The sequence below is a fragment of the Iamia sp. SCSIO 61187 genome, assembly GCF_019443745.1.
GTDB lineage: Bacteria > Actinomycetota > Acidimicrobiia > Acidimicrobiales > Iamiaceae > Iamia.
On the sequence record NZ_CP050948.1, the window covers coordinates 2,917,355 to 2,934,945 of the forward strand.

At 74.9% G+C, this 17,591-nt stretch carries 16 protein-coding genes and 1 pseudogene; 3 read left to right on the forward strand and 14 right to left on the reverse strand.

Annotated elements, in window-relative coordinates:
• Positions 1 to 19: 19 nt before the first annotated feature.
• Genes HC251_RS13890 through HC251_RS13910 form a run of 5 tightly spaced genes read right to left on the reverse strand, consistent with a single transcriptional unit; the run spans position 20 to position 4,205 of the window.
• Positions 20 to 469, reverse strand: coding sequence for a hypothetical protein (locus HC251_RS13890; RefSeq protein ID WP_219941202.1), 450 nt, complete (start codon positions 467 to 469; stop codon positions 20 to 22).
• Positions 470 to 513: 44 nt separating this feature from the next.
• The gene (locus tag HC251_RS13895) at positions 514 to 1,725 is read right to left on the reverse strand and encodes a DUF3048 domain-containing protein (RefSeq protein ID WP_219941203.1); all 1,212 of its coding nucleotides are present in this window, start codon (positions 1,723 to 1,725) and stop codon (positions 514 to 516) included.
• Positions 1,722 to 2,540, reverse strand: a complete 819-nt coding sequence (locus tag HC251_RS13900; protein ID WP_219941204.1) for a M48 family metalloprotease — start codon at positions 2,538 to 2,540, stop codon at positions 1,722 to 1,724. The genes HC251_RS13895 and HC251_RS13900 overlap by 4 nt, the downstream gene beginning before the upstream one ends.
• Before the next feature lie 2 nt (positions 2,541 to 2,542).
• The gene (locus HC251_RS13905) at positions 2,543 to 3,100 is read right to left on the reverse strand and encodes a LemA family protein (protein ID WP_219941205.1); all 558 of its coding nucleotides are present in this window, start codon (positions 3,098 to 3,100) and stop codon (positions 2,543 to 2,545) included.
• Positions 3,101 to 3,134: 34 nt separating this feature from the next.
• A complete protein-coding gene (locus HC251_RS13910; protein ID WP_219941206.1) occupies positions 3,135 to 4,205 on the reverse strand; it encodes a glycosyltransferase family 4 protein in 1,071 nt (356 codons plus the stop codon).
• Between the two features lie 106 nt (positions 4,206 to 4,311).
• Between HC251_RS13910 and HC251_RS13915 the strand changes: the two genes are divergently transcribed.
• Positions 4,312 to 5,682 carry a phosphotransferase gene (locus HC251_RS13915; RefSeq protein ID WP_219941207.1) on the forward strand — a complete coding sequence of 457 codons (1,371 nt, stop codon included), beginning with the start codon at positions 4,312 to 4,314 and terminating at the stop codon, positions 5,680 to 5,682.
• A 130-nt stretch (positions 5,683 to 5,812) separates the two neighbouring features.
• On the opposite strand, the gene HC251_RS13920 is transcribed toward HC251_RS13915, so the two are convergent.
• Together HC251_RS13920 and HC251_RS13925 are read right to left on the reverse strand one after the other, a co-directional pair.
• On the reverse strand, positions 5,813 to 6,718 hold the full coding sequence (locus HC251_RS13920) for a phosphatidylinositol mannoside acyltransferase (RefSeq protein ID WP_219941208.1): 906 nt from the start codon (positions 6,716 to 6,718) through the stop codon (positions 5,813 to 5,815).
• Between the two features lie 14 nt (positions 6,719 to 6,732).
• Positions 6,733 to 7,473, reverse strand: coding sequence for a CDP-alcohol phosphatidyltransferase family protein (locus tag HC251_RS13925; protein ID WP_219941209.1), 741 nt, complete (start codon positions 7,471 to 7,473; stop codon positions 6,733 to 6,735).
• Between the two features lie 152 nt (positions 7,474 to 7,625).
• Between HC251_RS13925 and fusA the strand changes: the two genes are divergently transcribed.
• Positions 7,626 to 9,695, forward strand: coding sequence for an elongation factor G (gene fusA, locus HC251_RS13930; protein ID WP_219941210.1), 2,070 nt, complete (start codon positions 7,626 to 7,628; stop codon positions 9,693 to 9,695).
• Between the two features lie 9 nt (positions 9,696 to 9,704).
• Here fusA and HC251_RS13935 read toward each other — a convergent pair whose 3' ends face one another.
• Genes HC251_RS13935 through thrS form a run of 3 tightly spaced genes read right to left on the reverse strand, consistent with a single transcriptional unit; the run spans position 9,705 to position 12,913 of the window.
• Entirely contained in the window at positions 9,705 to 10,289 is a 585-nt protein-coding gene (locus HC251_RS13935; protein WP_219941211.1) for a hypothetical protein, read from the reverse strand.
• Positions 10,290 to 10,298: 9 nt separating this feature from the next.
• Entirely contained in the window at positions 10,299 to 10,859 is a 561-nt protein-coding gene (locus tag HC251_RS13940) for an HIT domain-containing protein (protein WP_255566413.1), read from the reverse strand.
• Between the two features lie 20 nt (positions 10,860 to 10,879).
• On the reverse strand, positions 10,880 to 12,913 hold the full coding sequence (thrS, locus tag HC251_RS13945; RefSeq protein WP_219941212.1) for a threonine--tRNA ligase: 2,034 nt from the start codon (positions 12,911 to 12,913) through the stop codon (positions 10,880 to 10,882).
• 87 nt (positions 12,914 to 13,000) lie between these two features.
• Between thrS and HC251_RS13950 the strand changes: the two genes are divergently transcribed.
• Positions 13,001 to 13,924, forward strand: coding sequence for a class I SAM-dependent methyltransferase (locus HC251_RS13950; RefSeq protein ID WP_219941213.1), 924 nt, complete (start codon positions 13,001 to 13,003; stop codon positions 13,922 to 13,924).
• Between the two features lie 126 nt (positions 13,925 to 14,050).
• Here the strand turns inward: HC251_RS13950 and HC251_RS25650 are convergent.
• The 4 genes and pseudogenes from HC251_RS25650 to npdG all read right to left on the reverse strand — a co-directional run.
• A pseudogene (locus HC251_RS25650) lies at positions 14,051 to 14,503 on the reverse strand (DedA family protein); the annotation flags it as partial.
• A gap of 107 nt (positions 14,504 to 14,610) precedes the next feature.
• Entirely contained in the window at positions 14,611 to 15,474 is an 864-nt protein-coding gene (locus HC251_RS13955; protein WP_219941214.1) for a 1-acyl-sn-glycerol-3-phosphate acyltransferase, read from the reverse strand.
• Between the two features lie 74 nt (positions 15,475 to 15,548).
• Positions 15,549 to 16,688, reverse strand: a complete 1,140-nt coding sequence (cysS, locus tag HC251_RS13960; RefSeq protein ID WP_219941215.1) for a cysteine--tRNA ligase — start codon at positions 16,686 to 16,688, stop codon at positions 15,549 to 15,551.
• Positions 16,689 to 16,747: 59 nt separating this feature from the next.
• Positions 16,748 to 17,473, reverse strand: a complete 726-nt coding sequence (gene npdG, locus HC251_RS13965; RefSeq protein WP_219941216.1) for an NADPH-dependent F420 reductase — start codon at positions 17,471 to 17,473, stop codon at positions 16,748 to 16,750.
• Positions 17,474 to 17,591: the final 118 nt, after the last annotated feature.

Here is a 17,591-nt window from a genome sequence, read left to right on the forward strand (position 1 = left end):
TGACCAGATCGCGGCGCGATCACGCGGCGATGAGCTCGGCGAGGTCGAGGGCGATGAGGACCGCGAGCATGGCGATCACGGTGCCCCCGACGGCGGTGTAGTGCCAGCGGTACCGGTGGTCGGCCTGCCAGAAGCGCCGCATGCTCTTGACGTTGAACACCACGGCGAGGAGCCCGATGGGGATGCCGAGCAGCGGTCCCACCCCGGCGGCCAGGCCCAGGACGGGGCCGAGGAACGGGATGAGCAGGTAGGTGATGACGCAGCGGATGGCCGACACGAAGATCGACCGGCTGAAGGCGCTGCGCAGCGCCTCCTCGCCGAGGCGGGGCTGGGCGTCGCGGACCCGCAGGAGCCGGCGCATGAAGACGTCGGCGGGGCGGCGCGCCACGACCGGGCGGGCCGCGCCGGCGGTGCCGGGGGCGGCGGCCGGGGCGGCCGGGTCGGCGGTGACCGTGGGAAGGGTCGTCACCTCGCCATGCTCGCACCGGCTCAGGGCGCCGGCCAATCGGGCCCTCATCGGATGACGGTGGCCGTGCCCGGGCGGACCATCTCGATCCAGGTCCGGCCCGAGGACAGGGTGATCGGCTCGCCCGCGCCGTCGACGAGCACCAGGGGTGCGTCGAGCGACGGGCGCACCCAGCGACCGTCGATCGCCTTCCCGTCGGTGAGGACGGTCGCCGGGCCGCTCCCGACGCTCACCGCCTCGGGCGAGCGGGGGTCGGCCGGGCTGGCGCCGTAGTCGGTGACCATGACCACCACGTTGCGGGGCCCGATGGCGTAGCCGTCGCCGTCCACGTGGAGGCGGCCCCGCTGGTGCCGCACCCAGCGCCCGTGGTCGGGCAGCCAGCTCCAGGTCACCCGGGCGGCGGCGGCGCCGGAGAACGCCAGGTCGACGCCCCGCACGGGCTCGCCCGCCGGCGACCCGGTGCCCCGTGGTCGGAACGGCGCCAGCACGGGCGGGGTGCTGGCCCCGTCGGGGCGGGCCCAGACCTCCCACGGCCGGAGGTACAGGTTGTGGGGGGCGCGCCGGGCACCGACGCGGACGTAGGCCGGTGCCCACTCGCCGCCCCGGTCGACGAGGAAGGGGGAGGCGGCCACGGCACCGAGCACGCCGGGGTTGCCCCCCGAGTAGGCGAAGAGCGGCCGCCCGAGGATCGGCAGCAGGTTGACGTCGGTCGTGCGGGCCGAGCGGACGGGGCCGACCTCGGGGGCGTCGGTCGAGTGGAGGACGGCGACGAACCGGGTGATGCCCCCCTCCACCACCTCCTCGACGACCACGTCGGCGTGGGCCAGGCCGGTCTGGGGCACCGCCGTCTCGCCCGGCACGTCGAGGTTGTCGATCTTCACCGCCAGCGCCGGTCGGCCGAGGGCGGCGGGGTCGAGCACCGGCAGTCCCGTGAGCGGGGCGACGGAGCCGCCGTCGGGCTGGTCCTCGGGGAGGAACCGCAGCTCCTCGGGCGCGGGTGGGGGCGGGATCGTGGGTGGGGCGGTGCTCGGGGCGGCGGCGGAGGTCGTCGTGGGCTCGCCCGGCTCCGGTGCGGCCGTGCTGGTGGTGGTGGTGCCCCGGCCGGGGCCGGTGGCCTCGTCGGAGGCGGTGTCGCCGGCACCGACGACCACGACGGCACCGATGATGAGGGTGGCCAGGCCCAGCCCCCCGACCACCTGGCGGAGCAGCGTGGCGTTGATCCAGGCCCAGGCCGAGGCCAGGGCCGGCCGGGCCCTCACAGCTCCTCGAGCACCTCGATGCGCTGGCCCACCGGTGGAGGCGCCTCGTAGACCCGGCTGAGGGCCTCGCCGTAGGGCCCCTCGGGGCGGGCCCCGTGGATCCACAGGTGGGCCACGGAGGGCTCGGCCGGCGGGGCCGCCGACGGGTCGGCCTCGGCGATCTTCTCCAGCGCCGCGACCAGGCCCGGCGGGTAGCGGGTGATCTCGACCGCGGCCAGGTCCGACCAGGACTCGATCGGCTCGCCCCGGCCGACGATCGCCCGGGTGATCGGGGCGATGACGGTCGCCGGGAAGACCTGGCCCCCGCCGCCGAGCACGGGCCCGGCGAGGACGCCGACGAAGGCGTCGCCCCGGCGGATGCGGGCCAGCTCGTGGGCCAGGACCGCCTCCAGCTCGACCAGCGAGAGCCGGTCGAGGAGGCCCCGGGTGACGACCAGGTCGGCGTCGTCGACCGACCGGGCCACGGCCAGGGCGTTCGCGGTGGCGTCCTCGACCACCCGCAGCCGGGGCGGCTGCAGGCCGATGCCGACGCAGAGCCCCTCGACCAGGTTGTGGAGCCGGGGCTCGTCGGCCTCGGTGACCGGGTGGCTGCCGGTGGCGGCCAGGGCCACGGCGGGGGCCCGCTGCTTGACGTTGATCGAGAGGGTGATGAAGAGGCCGACAGCGGTGACGACGAAGAAGAGGGCGGTCAGCGGGTAGCCGACGACGAGGGAGACCACGACGCCGACCACTGCGTACGCGATCGCCACAGTCGCAGCCGGCACCGCGACCAGCTTCCGGGCGCGGGCCTCGTTCAGCTCGAGGGCGTCGTCCATGCTCAGAAGTCGACCGCCACGGGGCCGCGGGCGTCGCCCTCGGCCTGGAAGTACTCCCGCGGCCCGAAGCCGACCCGGCGGGCGATCAGCACGCCCGGGAAGCTCTGGATCTTGTCGTTGTACTGGTTGACCGAGTCGTTGTAGTACTGCCGGGCGTAGGCGATGCGGTCCTCGGTCTCGCTCAGCTCGGTCTGCAGCGACAAGAAGCTCTGGTTCGCCTTGAGGTCGGGGTAGGCCTCGCTGAGGGCGAAGACGTTGGCCAGGGCGCCGGTGACGGCCTTCTCGGCCTCGGCCTGCTCCCCCGGCGAGCCGGCGGCCACGGCCCGGTTGCGGGCGGCGACGACCGCCTCGAGGGTCGACTGCTCGTGGGTGGCGTAGCCCTTCACCGTCTCGACCAGGTTCGGGATCAGGTCGTGGCGGCGGTTGAGCTGCACCTCGATCTGGGCCCACGCCGACTCGACCCGGTTCTTGACCCGGACGAGGCCGTTGTAGGAGGCGATGCCCCACACCACCAGGCCGACGACGAGCACCACGACGACGACGATGAGCACGGTTGCCACGGCGCGATGCTAGTGGTGCCGGCGCCGACCGCCCTCAGACGACCTTGGCGTAGAGCTCGAGGTACCGGGTGGCCAGGGCGTCCATGGAGAACGTCTCGGCCCGCTGCCGGCCCGAGGCCACCAGGGCGGCGGCCCGGTCGCGGTCGGTCAGCACGGCGGTCACGGCCCGGGCCAGCCCGGCGGTGTCGCCCGGCGCGAACAGGAGGGCGTCGGCGTCGGCCCGGACCACCTTGCGGTAGCCGGGGAGGTCGCTGCACACGATGGGGACGCCCGCGGCCATCGCCTCGAGGAGCACGACACCGAAGGACTCCCCCCGCAGGGACGGGGCGCAGTAGACGGTGGCGGCCCGCAGGCGCGACGCCTTGTCGGCGTCGGAGATGCGGCCCAGCCACTCGATGCGGGGGTCGCCCGAGGTGCGCCGCTGCAGGCGGGCGGTGTCGGGACCGTCGCCGGCGATCCAGAGGCGGATGTCGCGGGGCAGGTCGGCGACGGCGTCGAGCAGAACCTCGAGGCCCTTGCGCTCGTCGTGGCGGCCGAGGAAGAGGATCGTCGGCGTGCCGTCGGTCGGGGTGGGCTCGGCCTCGGCGAACAGCGGGATCTCGATGGCGTTGTAGACCCGCTCGTAGGTGCCCCGCAGGTGGGTGCGGGCCAGGTCCTCGGCGTCGGCGGACACGGCGCAGCGCAGGTCGAGCCGGCCGGCCAGCCACCGCACGACCGGCCCGAGGGTCTTGTAGGCGCCGGAGACGCCGGCGGCGTGGAAGGTCCCGACGAGGGGGGCCGGCTTCACCACGAGCGTGGTGATGCACACGCCGGGGCCGAGCGGCTCGTGGACGTTGATGACGTCGAAGTCCTCGTCGTTGGCCGCCCGGATCAGGCGGAGCTGGGCCGACAGGTCCGGGGCGAGGGGGGCCACGGAGCCGTTGGCCGCGGTCGGCATGCTGTTGCCCAGCGGCGTCACCCACCCGTCGGGCGGGGGGCCGTCGCACGGGGCCAGGACGCGGGTCGGGTGGCCCTGGGCGCGCAGCGCCCGACCCAGACCGAGGACCTGGGCCTGCACCCCTCCCGGGATGGTGAGGCTGTAGGGGCAGACGAGGCCGATCCGCACGGGCGCGCAGCCTAGGAGGCCGACGCCGGATCCCTGGCAGGGCCGACCGGTGCGCGGCGCCACAGCCGGCCCCGAGGCCGGGATGCGACCCCTATGGTCCCCCGACGTGACGACAGACGACCTGGCGGATGCACTGGGCCCGGCGGTCTCCGCCGCGTGGGGCGAGGACGTGGCGATCGAGGGCCTGCGCCGGCTGTCGGGCGGTGCGTCCCGCGAGACGTGGGCGTTCACCGCGGTCGGCTCCGGGTCGGGCCGGCGGGACCTGATCCTGCAGCGCACGCGGCCGGGCGGGGGCACGGGGGCGCCGCCGATGGAGGTCGAGGACGCCCTGCTGGCCGCAGCGTCGGCGGCCGGCGTCCCGGTCCCGGCGACGGTCGTGGCCGCGGCCGACGCCGGACCCGCCCTCGGGCCGGCCCGCATCACCGAGGCCGTCCCGGGCGAGGCCCTCGGCCCCCGCCTGGTGCGGGCCGAGCGCACCGAGGAGGGCCGCCGCGCCCTCGCCGCCCAGATGGGCCGGGCCCTGGCCGCCATCCACGCCATCCCCGTCGACGAGCACCCCGCCCTCGAGCACAAGGACGTCCTCGACGGGGCGCGGGCCGGGCTCGACCTGGTCGGCGAGGCCCGCCCCGCCTTCGAGCTGGCCCTGCGGTGGCTCCACGACCACCGCCCGCCCCCGTCGGCGGCGGGCGACACCGTCGTCCACGGCGACTTCCGGGTCGGCAACCTGCTGGTCGAGGGGGACGAGCTGACCGCCGTGCTCGACTGGGAGCTGGCCCACCGGGGCGACCCCCTCGAGGACCTGGGCTGGCTCTGCGTCCGGGCCTGGCGCTTCGGGGGCGCCCACGAGGTGGGCGGGCTGGCCGACCTCGACGACCTGCTCGACGCCTACACCGCGGCGCGCGGGGTCGCCGTCGACCCCGCCCACGTGCGCTGGTGGACTGCGGCCGGGACCCTGACCTGGGGGCTGATCTGCGCCGTCCAGGCCCGCCGCCACCTCGACGGCCACGTCCGCTCGGTGGAGCTGGCCACCATCGGGCGCCGGGTGTGCGAGAACGAGTACGACCTGCTCGGCCTGATCGGCGTCGACGCCGGGCCCACCGACCCGGGACCGCCCGTCGCCCGCCCCGACCTCCACGGGCGGCCGACGGCGGTCGAGCTGCTCGACGCCGTGCGGGCCCACCTCACCGACGAGATCGCCCCCCTGCTCGAGGGGGCCCCCGCCTTCTCGCTCAAGGTCGTCGACCGGGCCCTCGCCACCGTCCAGCGGGAGGTGGAGGCGGCGCCGGCCGACGACGCCGCCCACGCCCGCCGGCTGGCCGCCCTGGGCGTCGCCGACGAGGCCGAGCTGGCCGCCCGCATCCGGGCCGGGGAGGTCCACCAGGACGACGTCGGCCCCGCCGTCCGCCAGGCCGTCGTCGCCCGCCTCCGGGTCGCCAACCCCCGCTGGCTGTCCGAGGCCGACCGCTCCCCCACCTAGGTGGCGAGCCACGGATGGTGCCAGGCACCTTCCGTGTCGAACACGAACGGTGCCTGGCACCATCCGTGCCGTTGCCGACCGCGGCGGCCAGGCGGCGTCCCGCCGGCCAGGTGTCGCCGGTCCGGATCGGTCAGCTGAGACCGGCGGCGGCGAGGGCCTCGTGGTCCGAGGGCCAGTTGGGCTGGACCAGGTGCCACTGGTCGGGGGCCCGCCGGATCAGCACCTCGAGGGCGTCGGCCAGGTCCTGGGTCACCCGGGCCACGTCCTCGCGCAGCTTCCCCCGCCGGGCGGTGTCGAGCGGGGGGAGGGCGATCCCGAGGTGCCGGTCGTTGTCGAAGTAGCAGCTCACCGGGATCAGCGGGGCGCCGGTGCGGATCGCCAGCGTCGCGGGACCGCCGGGCAGGGTCGTCCGCTCGCCGAAGAAGTCGACCGGGACACCCGTGCCCGACAGGTCCCGGTCGCTGGGCAGGGCCAGGACCCGGTTGGCCTTGAGGGCACGCATGCACGCGGTGGCCGCGTCGGGGCCGAAGGGCACCACCTCGATGCCGAACTCGTTGCGCAGCCCGACGAACCAGGCGGCCAGCTCCGGCGGCTCGATCACCTCGGCCACGGCGGTGACCGGGTGCCCCTTCACGGCGGTGAGCCAGAAGGCGGCCCACTCCCAGGCGCCCAGGTGGGGCAGGGCCAAGATCGCCCCCCTGCCGGCGTCGAGCGCCTCCACGATGTGGTCGAAGCCGATGGTGACGGTGCCGCGGTCGAGGTCCTCGACCGACGTGCCGGGGAGGCGGAAGGACTCGATCCAGTACTGGACGTAGGAGCCGAAGGCCTGGTCGACGAGGTCGGCCATCCGGGCCTCGGGCACGTCGCCGAGGGCCCGACGGAGGTTCCGCTCGATGATCAGCCGCCGCGAGGGGAGGCGGCGCACGCCGATCCGCCCGATGAGGCGGGCGACCGACGGCGTGGTGGGACCGGGCAGGGCCCGGGCCGCGAGGGCGCCGGCCCGGTAGCCGAGGTAGGACGGGTCGGGGCGACGCACCCGCGAGGCGGCGGTCAGGAGTCGGAGTCGCGCCGGCGGGCCGGGAAGCTGCGCTCCCGGACCGCGAACCGCTCGCGGGCGGTGGTGCGGCCCTGGCGCCGGGCGGCCGTGCGCGACATGCGCGCTTGGCGGCGGGCCCGGAGGCGCTCGGTGGTGGCCTTGGTGGGCACCGTGGTGCTGGCCTGGCGCCACACCTTCACGAACCGCTGGCCGGCGGTGACGGCGGTGAGGACCAGCATCACCCAGAGGATGGCGATCATCGCCGGCTGGAAGAGCACGGCGAGCCCGATGGCGATCAGGCGCTCGGCCCGCTCCATGACCCCGCCCTTGGCGTCGTAGCCGAGCGCCTCGGCCTTGGCCCGCTCGTAGCTGATGATCAGCGAGGCGGCCAGCACGGCGAGGGGCAGCACGGCGATGCGGCCGGCGCCCGGCTGCGACGACAGGTACCAGGCCATGCCGCCGAGGATGAACGAGTCGGCGACCCGGTCGCTGACCGAGTCGAAGAAGGCGCCGCGGGGCGACGCGGTGCCGGACGCCTTGGCCACGGCGCCGTCGAGGACGTCGGGCACGGCGCACAGCACGAGCAGGAGGAGCCCGAGGCGGAGGGCGCCGTTGGCGATGGCGACGCCGGTGGCGACGGCCATGACGACCCCGAGGATCGTGAGGTGGTCGGCCTTGATCCCGGTCTTCTTGAGGCTCGTGCCGATGGGGCGCAGCTGGACCTCGGCCTGGCTGCGGAACTGGCCGTCGAACATCGGACTCCTCGAGACGGGTGTGCTTGCAGAAGTTAGCAGGGCGTCCGTCCACGACCAGCATGCCCGATGGGCCCGCCCGTGCCCACCACTCCCCCGCGCCGGCCCATCCCGCTCGCTACCCTCCGGCCCATCCACCACCCCCAGGAGGGCGCATGCCGTCGTTCGGTCCGGACCGCATCCGCAACGTCGCCCTGGTGGGCCACGCCGGGGCGGGCAAGACGACCCTCGCCGAGGCCCTCCTCCACCTGTCCGGGGCCATCTCCCGGCGGGGGTCGGTCGAGGACGGCACCACGGTCAGCGACCACGACCCGGCCGAGAAGGCCCGGAAGCACTCGGTGACGCTGTCGGTGCTGCCGTTCGAGTGGAAGGGCCACCGCATCACCCTCCTGGACACCCCCGGCGACCCCGACTTCGCCTCCGACGTCGAGGCCGCCCTCCGGGTCGCCGACCTGGCCGTGTTCGTCGTCAGCGCCGTCGACGGCGTGCAGGTCGGCACCGAGGCGGCGTGGCGGGCCGCGGCCGCCCACGGCGTCCCCCGGATGGTCTTCGTCAGCAAGCTCGACCGCGAGCGGGCCTCGTTCGACGCCACCCTGGAGGCCCTGCGGGACCGCTTCGGCGCCGGCGTGGCTCCGCTCGAGCTGCCCATCGGGGCCGAGGGCGGGTTCCGGGGCGTGGCCGACCTGCTGAGCGACACCGCGTACAGCTACTCCGAGGGCACGGCGACGACGGGGGAGATCCCCGCCGACATGGAGGAGCAGGAGCACCGGGTCCACGACAACCTGGTCGAGGGCATCGTCGTGGCCGACGACGACCTGCTCGAGCGCTACCTCGAGGGCGACGTCCCGAGCGTCGAGGAGCTCGAGCGCACCCTCGCCGCCGGGGTCGACGACGCCACCGTCTTCCCGGTCGTCTGCGGGTCCGCCACCGCCGAGATCGCCGTCGATCGCCTGGCCGACTTCATCTGCGAGATCGGGCCCTCGCCCCTCGACCGGCCGCCGATCACCGTCACCGCCGGCGACACCACCGTCGACATCGCCCCCGACCCGGAGGGCCCCCCGCTGGCGTTCGTGTTCAAGACCGTCGCCGACCAGTTCGTCGGCCACCTCTCGATGTTCCGCGTGCTGAGCGGGACGATCCGGGGCGACGATCACCTCGTCAACACCCGGTCGGGCGCCGACGAGCGGCTCCACGCCCTCGTCCGGGTGCGTGGCGCCGACCAGGAGCCGGTCACCGAGCTGATCGCCGGCGAGATCGGCGCCGTGGCCAAGCTGTCGGCCACCCTCACCGGCGACACCCTCGCCCCGCGGGGCCGTCCGGTGGCGGCGGCACCGCTCGAGCCGCCCGAGGCCGTGCACGCCGTGGCCATCTCCGCCCGCACCCCGGCCGACGAGGACCGGCTGGCCCCCGCCCTCCACCGGCTGGTCGAGGAGGATCCCGGCATCCGGGTGCGGCGCGACGACGAGACGCACCAGACGCTCCTGTGCGGGGTGGGCGAGGCCCACGTCGGTCTCGCCCTGGAGCGGCTGGAGGCGAAGTTCGGCGTCGGCGTCGACGTGGGGGACGTCGCCGTCGCCTACCGGGAGACGATCACGGGCGAGGCCCAGGCCGAGGGCCGCCACAAGAAGCAGACCGGCGGCCACGGCCAGTTCGCGGTGTGCACCCTGGCCGTCGCCCCCGTCGAGCGGGGGGCGGGCTTCGGCTTCGCCAGCACCGTCGTCGGCGGGGCCATCTCCAAGGGCTACATCTCGGCCGTGCAGAAGGGCGTCGAGGAGACGATGGCCCGGGGCGGGCCCCTGGGCCACCCGGTCGTCGACGTCCACGTCACCGTCACCGACGGCAAGGAGCACGCCGTCGACTCGTCGGAGATGGCGTTCCGGGCCGCCGCCCGCCTGGCCCTCCTCGACGCCCTCGCCGCCGCCGGGCCGAGCCTCCTCGAGCCGACCAGCCGGGTGGAGGTCACCGTCCCCGCCGACGCCCAGGGCGACGTGATGGGCGACCTCACCGCCCGACGGGGCCGGATCGAGGGGGCCGAGGCGGGCGCCGACGGCGAGCAGGTGGTCATCGCCCGGGTCCCCACCTCCGAGATGCGCCGCTACGCCGTCGAGCTGCGGTCGCTCACCGGGGGACGGGGTCGGTTCCGGGTCGAGCCCGCCGGCTACGAGCCGCTCCCCGACCACCTGGTGGAGCAGGCCCGCCGCCAGCAGGCCGACGCCGACGACTAGAGCGGGGCCCTACTCGCCGGTCTTGAAGGGGACGCCGGTCCCGGTGAGCTCGCCGTCGAGCTCGCTCCAGTCCTCGGGGTTGTCCTCGACGAACCAGTCGATGACCTCGCCGTCGACCCCGTCGACCAGGACCAGGGCCCGGCGCTCGGGCGGGTTCTCGGCCGAGTAGCAGAGGATCCGCCACGTGGGCCGGCTGCGCAGCCCGCGCCAGCCCATCTGGGCCGAGGCGTGACCGACCGGGAAGCCGACGGTGCGGGTGGCCACGACCAGGGCGTCCTGCTCGTCGACGTCGAGGTCGAACCCCGACGCCAGGCAGTAGGCGCCGGCGGCGACCAGAGCGGCGGCGGCCCACAGGAGGCCCTCGTTCACGACCGAGGCGTCGTCGCCCCGCCGCCACACCCAGAAGGCGACGCAGGCCGCGGCCATCGCCAGGTAGAGGTAGCCCGGCACCCGCCGGCGGTTGTTGTTGGGGAAGACGTAGGGGCCGACGAATCCGGAGACGTCGAGGTCGTCGGGGAGGGCGTCGGTGACCTCGGCGTCGGACGTCGCCCCCTCCGCATGCTCCTCGGGGGTGGTCTCGTCGTCGGTGGGCACGGGCCGAACCTACCGAGCGGGCCAGGCGGCGGTCACCTTGCGGTGCGTCACCGCCAGCGGCTCGGGGAGGACGCGGGCCTCGGCGACCGAGGTCATGAAGTTGGCGTCGGCCGCCCAGCGGGGCAGGACGTGCACGTGCAGGTGGTCGGGGACGCCCGCGCCGGCGGCCGTCCCGAGGTTGAGGCCGACGTTGACGCCGTCGGGCTCGTAGGCGGCGCGCACGGCGGCGACGGCGTCGTGGACGGTCGCCCACAGCTCGGTGGTCTCCGCCGCCGAGAGGTCGGCCAGGTCGGCGACGGCCCGGTTGGGCAGCACCAGGAGGTGGCCGGACCCGTAGGGGAAGGCGTTCAGGACGACCGAGACGGTGGGGCCCCGCCGCACGACGTGGGCCTCCTCGTCGGGGACGTCGGCGGCGAGGATCCGCTCGAACAGGCTCAGCCCGGCGGCGTCGCGGCGCAGCTCGGCGTCGTCGGTCGAGATCCGGGCGATGTACTCACCCCGCCACCCGGCCCACAGCCGGGCCAGGCCGGGCGGTGGGCCGCCACCGGCCTCGGCCGCGGAGGGGCTCACGTCCGGCCGGGTCCGGTCGCTCACCGTCCGCCGGTCTGGGCCAGGACCTCGACCCGCAGGCGCTGCTCGAAGTCGTCGACGGACACGCCCCGCTCGACCTCGCCGCCCCGGGGGTTGACCCCCACGGTCCCGGCGGCCACGTCGTCGTCGCCCACGACGAGGATGTAGGGCAGCTTCTCGCCCTTGCCCTTGCGGATGCGGTTGCCCAGCTTCTCGGAGGCGTCGGCCACGTCGGCCCGGAAGCCCTCGGCCCGCAGGCGGTCGGCGACGCGGTCGGCGTAGGCCATGTGGTCGTCGCGCACGGGCAGCACCCGGACCTGCACGGGGGCGAGCCAGGTGGGGAAGGCGCCGGCGTAGTGCTCGAGCAGGACGCCGAAGAACCGCTCGATCGATCCGAACAGGGCCCGGTGGATCATCACCGGCGTGTGGCGGGCGCCGTCGGAGCCGACGTACTCCAGACCGAACAGGCCCGGCGTCTGGAAGTCGACCTGGATCGTCGACATCTGCCAGCTGCGGCCGATGGCGTCGCGCACCTGGACGGAGATCTTGGGGCCGTAGAAGGCGGCACCGCCCGGGTCGGGGACCAGCTCGAGGCCGGAGGCCTCGGCCGCGGCCCGGAGCATCTCGGTGGCCTCCTCCCAGTCCTCGTCGGCGCCGACGAACTTGTCGCTGTCGCCCTTGGTCGAGAGCTCCAGGGCGAAGTCGTCGAGCCCGTAGTCCCGCAGCAGGCCGAGCACGAAGTCGAGGAGGCTCTTGAGCTCGTCGGCCATCTGCTCCTTGGTGCAGTAGATGTGGCTGTCGTCCTGGGTCATGCCCCGCACCCGCGTCAGCCCGTGGATCACGCCGGACTTCTCGTACCGGTAGACGCTGCCGAACTCGAAGAGCCGCAGCGGGAGGTCGCGGTAGCTCTTCAGCCCCGATCGGAAGATCAGGGAGTGGAACGGGCAGTTCATGGGCTTGGCGTAGTAGTCGACGCCCTCGGCCCCGCCCTCGTCGGCGAAGTGCATGGGCGGGAACATGCCGTCGGCGTACCACTGGAGGTGGCCGGAGATCTTGAACAGGTCGGCCTTGGCGATGTGCGGCGAGTAGACGAACTCGTAGCCCGCGGCCTCGTGGCGGCGCCGCGAGTAGTCCTCCATGATCCGCCGGATGATCCCGCCCTTGGGGTGGAAGACAGCGAGGCCGGACCCGATCTCGTCGGGGAAGCTGAACAGGTCGAGCTCGACGCCGAGCTTGCGGTGGTCGCGCAGGGCGGCCTGCTCGAGGCGCTCGAGGTGGGCGGCCAGGTCGGCCTTCGACGCCCACGCCGTCCCGTAGATGCGCTGGAGCTGGGGCTTCGAGTCGTCGCCCCGCCAGTAGGCGCCGGCGATCCGCGTGAGCTGGAAGTGGCCGAGGTGGGTCTTGGTGTCGGGGACGTGCGGGCCCCGGCACAGGTCGATGAACCCCGGGTAGCCCCGGAACGGCGGCCGCTCCTTGGGCTGGTGGGGCGGGTTCTCGTAGGTGCGGGCGATGCCGGTCTCCGTGACCGACGTGGGGTCCTCGGCCTCGCCGTCGATGATCTCCAGCTTGAACGGGTGGTCGGCGAAGACCTCCCGGGCCCGGTCGTTGTCGATGTCGACGCGGACGAAGGGCTGGGACTCGGCCATGATCTCGCGCATCCGGGCCTCGATGCGGGGGAGGTCCTCGGGCGCGAAGGTGGCCGGCTTGCCGTCGGCCCCGGCCGGCAGCTGGAAGTCGTAGTAGAAGCCGTCCTCGATCGGCGGGCCGATGGCGAAGGTGGCCCCCGGGAACAGGTCGAGCACGGCCTGGGCCAGGACGTGCGTCGTGGAGTGGCGGATCGTGGAGAGGCCCCGCGGGCTGTCGGCCGTGACGATCTCGACCGTGTCGCCGTCCTCGACCGGCCACACCAGGTCGCGCTCGACCCCGTTGACGACGCCGATGACCGCCGCCTTGGCCAGCCGTCGCCCGATCGACTCGGCCACGCCGCCGACGGTGGTCCCCGCGGCCACCTGGCGCGAGGAACCGTCGGGCAGCGAGATCGTGATGTCGGACATGACGGCGACAGTACAGACCACCCCCCGATCCCATCGAAGGAGAAGCCCCCGGTCGGGCCCGTGCCCGCCCGCCTACCCTCGGGCGGCGTGAGCGAGCGGAGCGAGCGACCAGACGGCACGAGCGAGCGAGCAGACGGCACGAGCGATCCGGGGGACGACGCGTGGGCCGGTGACCGGGTCGCCCGGTGGCTGCGCCAGGCCGAGGGGCTCGAGGTCCAGCTGGCGCCGGTGTCGGAGGTGCTCTTCGCCACCGCCGCCCTGGCGCCGGGCGAGCGGGTGCTCGACGTCGGGTGCGGCACCGGCCCGACGACCCGCGAGGCGGCGGCCCGGGTGGGTCCGGACGGGTCGGTGATCGGTCTCGACGTCTCCGCCGCCATGCTCGAGGCGGCCGCCGCCGCCCCGGTGCCCGAGGGGGCGGCGCCCGTCGAGTGGGTCACGGCCGACGCCGTCACCTGGGCGCCGCCGGAGGCCGCCGTCGACGCCGTCATCTCCCGGTTCGGTGTCATGTTCTTCAGCGACCCGCCCACCGCCTTCGCCAACCTCGCCGCCGCCACCCGTCCCGGCGGCCGCCTCGCCGTCGCCGTCTGGGCCCGGCGCGACGAGTCGGGCCTGTTCGCGGTGCCGCTCCACGCCGCCCTCGGCGTCCTCCGGGCCCACGACGTCCCCGTCCCGGCCGGGCTGCCCGAGGACGGAGGGCCCTTCTCGCTAGGAGACGGGGCAGCGTCGGTGGCCCTCCTCGAGGGCGCCGGGTGGGCCGACGCCGCCGCCGTCTCCCACCGCCTCGACCTGCCCTTCGGCGGCGGCCTGCCACCCCGGGCCGCGGCCGAGGCGGCTGTCGACTTCGGACCGACCCGCGTCGCCCTCGAGGGGCTGGCCGACGACGTCGTGGCGGCGGCGGTCGACGCCATCGCCGAGGCCCTCGCCGGCCACGTCGACGGGTCCGGCCACGTCGTCCTCGGCGGTCACGTGATCGTCCTCACCGCCACCAAGCCCGACCCGTCGCGGGGCTGAGGCCAGGCCCCGGCGGCGCGAGACGAGGTGGATGACCACCGACACCACGCCGCCCAGGGCCAGGCCGCCGCCCATGGCGACGAGGGGGTCCTCGGACACCTGCCCGCCGACGGACCCGAGGGCCACACCGTTGGCCGCCCACAGCACGGCGCCCAGGGCCGCGGCCCGGGCGAAGCGGCGGCGGCGCAGGCCGAGGTAGCCGGCCGAGAAGGTGGTCGCCGTCCGCCCCCCGGGCACGAAGCGGGCGGTGATGATCACCTGCTCGCCGCGGGTCTCCAGGTGGTGGCCGGCCCAGGCGAGCAGCCGGCCGGGCCGACCCCGCACGTCACCCGGGTCCCGCCACCGCCGGCGGGCGAGCCGGCCGAGCGCGAAGGACGTCACGTCGCCGACGAGGGCCCCGGCCGCGGCGGCGGCGCCGATCGCCCACGGGTCGAGGTCGCCGCTGGTGGCCAGGGCCGCCGCGGCGATGACGACCGACTCGCTGGGCAGGACGGGGAAGACGGCGTCGAGGGCCGAGAGGGCGAAGACGACGACGTACGCCCACGCCGCCAGGCTGGCGAGACCGGCGACGTCGAGCATCCCTCGACCGTACGGACGGCCGGTGTTCCCGTGAACGGTGGGACCCCCCCAACCGGGGGTGGGGCCAGCCCCCCAGGGCGGCGGGGTGGTCGCGACGAGCGGTGCCGTCAGCTCGAGCGGCGGCGGGCCCCGGCCAGGGCGGCGGCTGCGCTCCGGGGCCGCTCCCCCGCACCCGTCTCGGGGTCGTCGACGGCGATCTCGTCGGGCTCGCCGGACCCGTGGCCGTGCCCGTTCGGCCCCGCCGGGTCGGAGACGTCCAGGTTCTGCCCGCCCACCTGGGCGACCTCGGCCGGCATGGTCTCGGCCTTCTTGGTGGCGTACTGGTTGACGTACTCCTGGCCCGACATGTCGCGGATGGAGAACATCACCTCGTCGATGATCTGCCGGAGCACGAGGCGGTCGCCGGCCCGGTCCTCGAAGCGGTCCATGGCGATCGGCGCCCCGAAGCGGATGACGACGGGCCGGAACGGGGTCGGGTACCTGGCCTCGGGCGGCATGACGTCGCGCGCCCCGCGGATGCCCACCGGGATGATCGGGGCCCCCGTGCGCAGGGCCAGGCGGGCCGGACCGGTGTGGCCCTTGTAGAGGCGGCCGTCGCGGCTGCGGGTGCCCTCGGGGTAGATGCCGAACAGCTCGCCCCGCTCCAGCACCCGCTGGGCGGCGGACAGGGCCCGCTCCGACGCGCTGCCCCCACCCCGGTCGATGGGGATCATCCCCATGGCCGGGAACAGGTGCTTGGTCTTCCAGCTGTCCATGTACTCGGCCTTGCCCACGTAGGTGATGCGCCGGGGCAGGACGGACGGGACGAAGAACGAGTCGAGGACCGAGGTGTGGTTGGGGCAGATGATCGCCGGTCCCTCGCGGGGGACGTTCTCGGCCCCCTCGACGTGGAACCGCCAGGTGAACGAGAAGAGGGGCTTGATGATGGCCTTGGCCACCGGGTACAGCTGACCCGCCTCGCGCTCGCTCATCCCACGCATGCTGCCACAGTGCTGCCCCTCTGGGGCACCCGTCACACGGAGGCGCAGGACAGGTGCGCCGCCCGCTACGGGAGGTGGCTGGCGGTCGGGCCCAGGACGTCCACTCCGAGCAGGGACGCAGCCGCCGAGACGCCCTCGCCCCGCCGGGCCGCGGCGTCGATGGCCGCCACCGCCGTGGGCGTGTCGAGGTCGTCGTCGAGCGCGGCCCGGACCTCGGAGAGGGCGGCGTCGCCCTCCCCCGCGTCGACCCAGCGTGCGAGCCGGGCCTCGCCCTCGGGCATCGCCGTGTCGTCCCACTCCCACTCGTGCCGGTAGTGGTGGGAGACGACGGCGAGGCGGATGGCCCGGGCGTCGTGGTGCTTGCGCAGCTCGCTGACGAAGGCCAGGTTGCCGAGCGACTTCGACATCTTCTCGCCGTCCATCCGCACCATGGCCTGGTGCATCCAGTGGCGGACGAAGGGCTCCCCGGTGGCCGCCTCGGACTGGGCCGCCTCGCACTCGTGGTGGGGGAAGATGAGGTCGGCGCCGCCGCCGTGCAGGTCGATGGTGGTGCCCAGCTCGCGGAGGGCCAGCGCCGAGCACTCGATGTGCCACCCCGGCCGACCCGGGCCCCACAGCGAGTCCCACGCCGGCTCGTCGTCGGCCGAGGGCTGCCACAGGATGAAGTCGAGGGGGTCGCGCTTGTTGGGGTCGTCGGGGTTGCCGCCCCGCTCGGCCGCCAGCCGGAGCATCTCGTCGCGGTCGAACCCGGACAGCGACCCGAACCGGGGCGAGCTGGACACGTCGAAGTAGACGGCGCCCCCGGCGGCGTAGGCGTGGCCCTGGTCGATGACCATCCCGATGAAGCCGCGGATGTCGGGGATGGCCGACGTCGCCCGGGGCTCGGACCACACGGGCAGCTGACCCAGGGCCTCCATGTCGTCGTCGAACTTGGCCACCTCGGCGGCGGCCAGGTCGAGGTAGTGGACGCCGATCTCGCGGGCCTTCTGGAGGATGGAGTCGTCGACGTCGGTGATGTTGCGGACGCAGCGGGTCTCGTGGCCCCGGTCCCGCAGCCGGCGCTGGAGGACGTCGTAGGTGATGTAGACGGCGGCGTGGCCGATGTGGGTCGCGTCGTACGGCGTGATGCCGCACGTGTACATGGTGACGACCTCGCACGGCGTGAAGGGCACGACCTCGCCCTTGGCCGTGTCGTACAGGCGCATGGGCCCGCCCGCGCCCCCGGTTCGCTCGCTCGCGCCCCCGGTTCGCTCGCTCCGCTCGCTCACTGGCCCGCGACCTTCTGGCGCTCGGCCGCGGCCCGGATCGCCTCGGGGGACCGGGGCGTGGTGAGGCCGTCCTCGAGCCCGGTGAAGCGGAGGGCGACCCGGGTCTTGTAGCGGACGTTCACCTGGAGCAGGACGGCGGCGAAGGCCTCGATGGGCGCGGCGTTGGACAGCTCGCCCGAGTCGAGGGCCCGCAGGTCGGGGATGCTCGAGACGATGCCGAGGGTGGTCTCGGTGGCCGAGGGGTGGTCGGAGCACACCAGGACGTCGGACTCGATCGGGTGGGCGATGTCGCCCAGCTCCTTGGCCGGGACGTGGTGGAAGGCGGCGGCCACGTGCGAGCGGGGCACGGCGGCCTGGACGCTGGCCGCCACCGAGCCCCGCGGCGGCACCAGGGGCTGGAACTCGTGGCCGACCTTGGCCAGGGCGTTGGCCATGGAGATGACCACCTTGCCGGCGAGGGCCTCCTGGGCCGAGGCCGCGGTGGTCGCGGCCGCGTCCCACGGGGTGGCGATGACGACGACGTCGGCCTCCGCGGCGCCGGCGTTGTCGGCCGCCTCGATGGCCAGCTCGTGCCCGGGCCACTTGGCGTGCAGGCCGTCGACGACCTCCATGGCCCGGTACTTCGAGCGGGATCCGATGACGACGTCGTAGCCGACCGAGGCCAGCCGGACGGCGAGGCCCCGACCGGCCGGGCCGGTGGCCCCGAGCACTCCGATGCGCATGGCCGGCACCCTATTGGGCCGGAGAGGATCGTCCCCTCACGCGTCGGCGTCGGAGCCCTTCCCGCCGAGCGGCGATGACGGTGACCGGGACGGGTTCCCGGCGTCGCCGCGCCGGTGG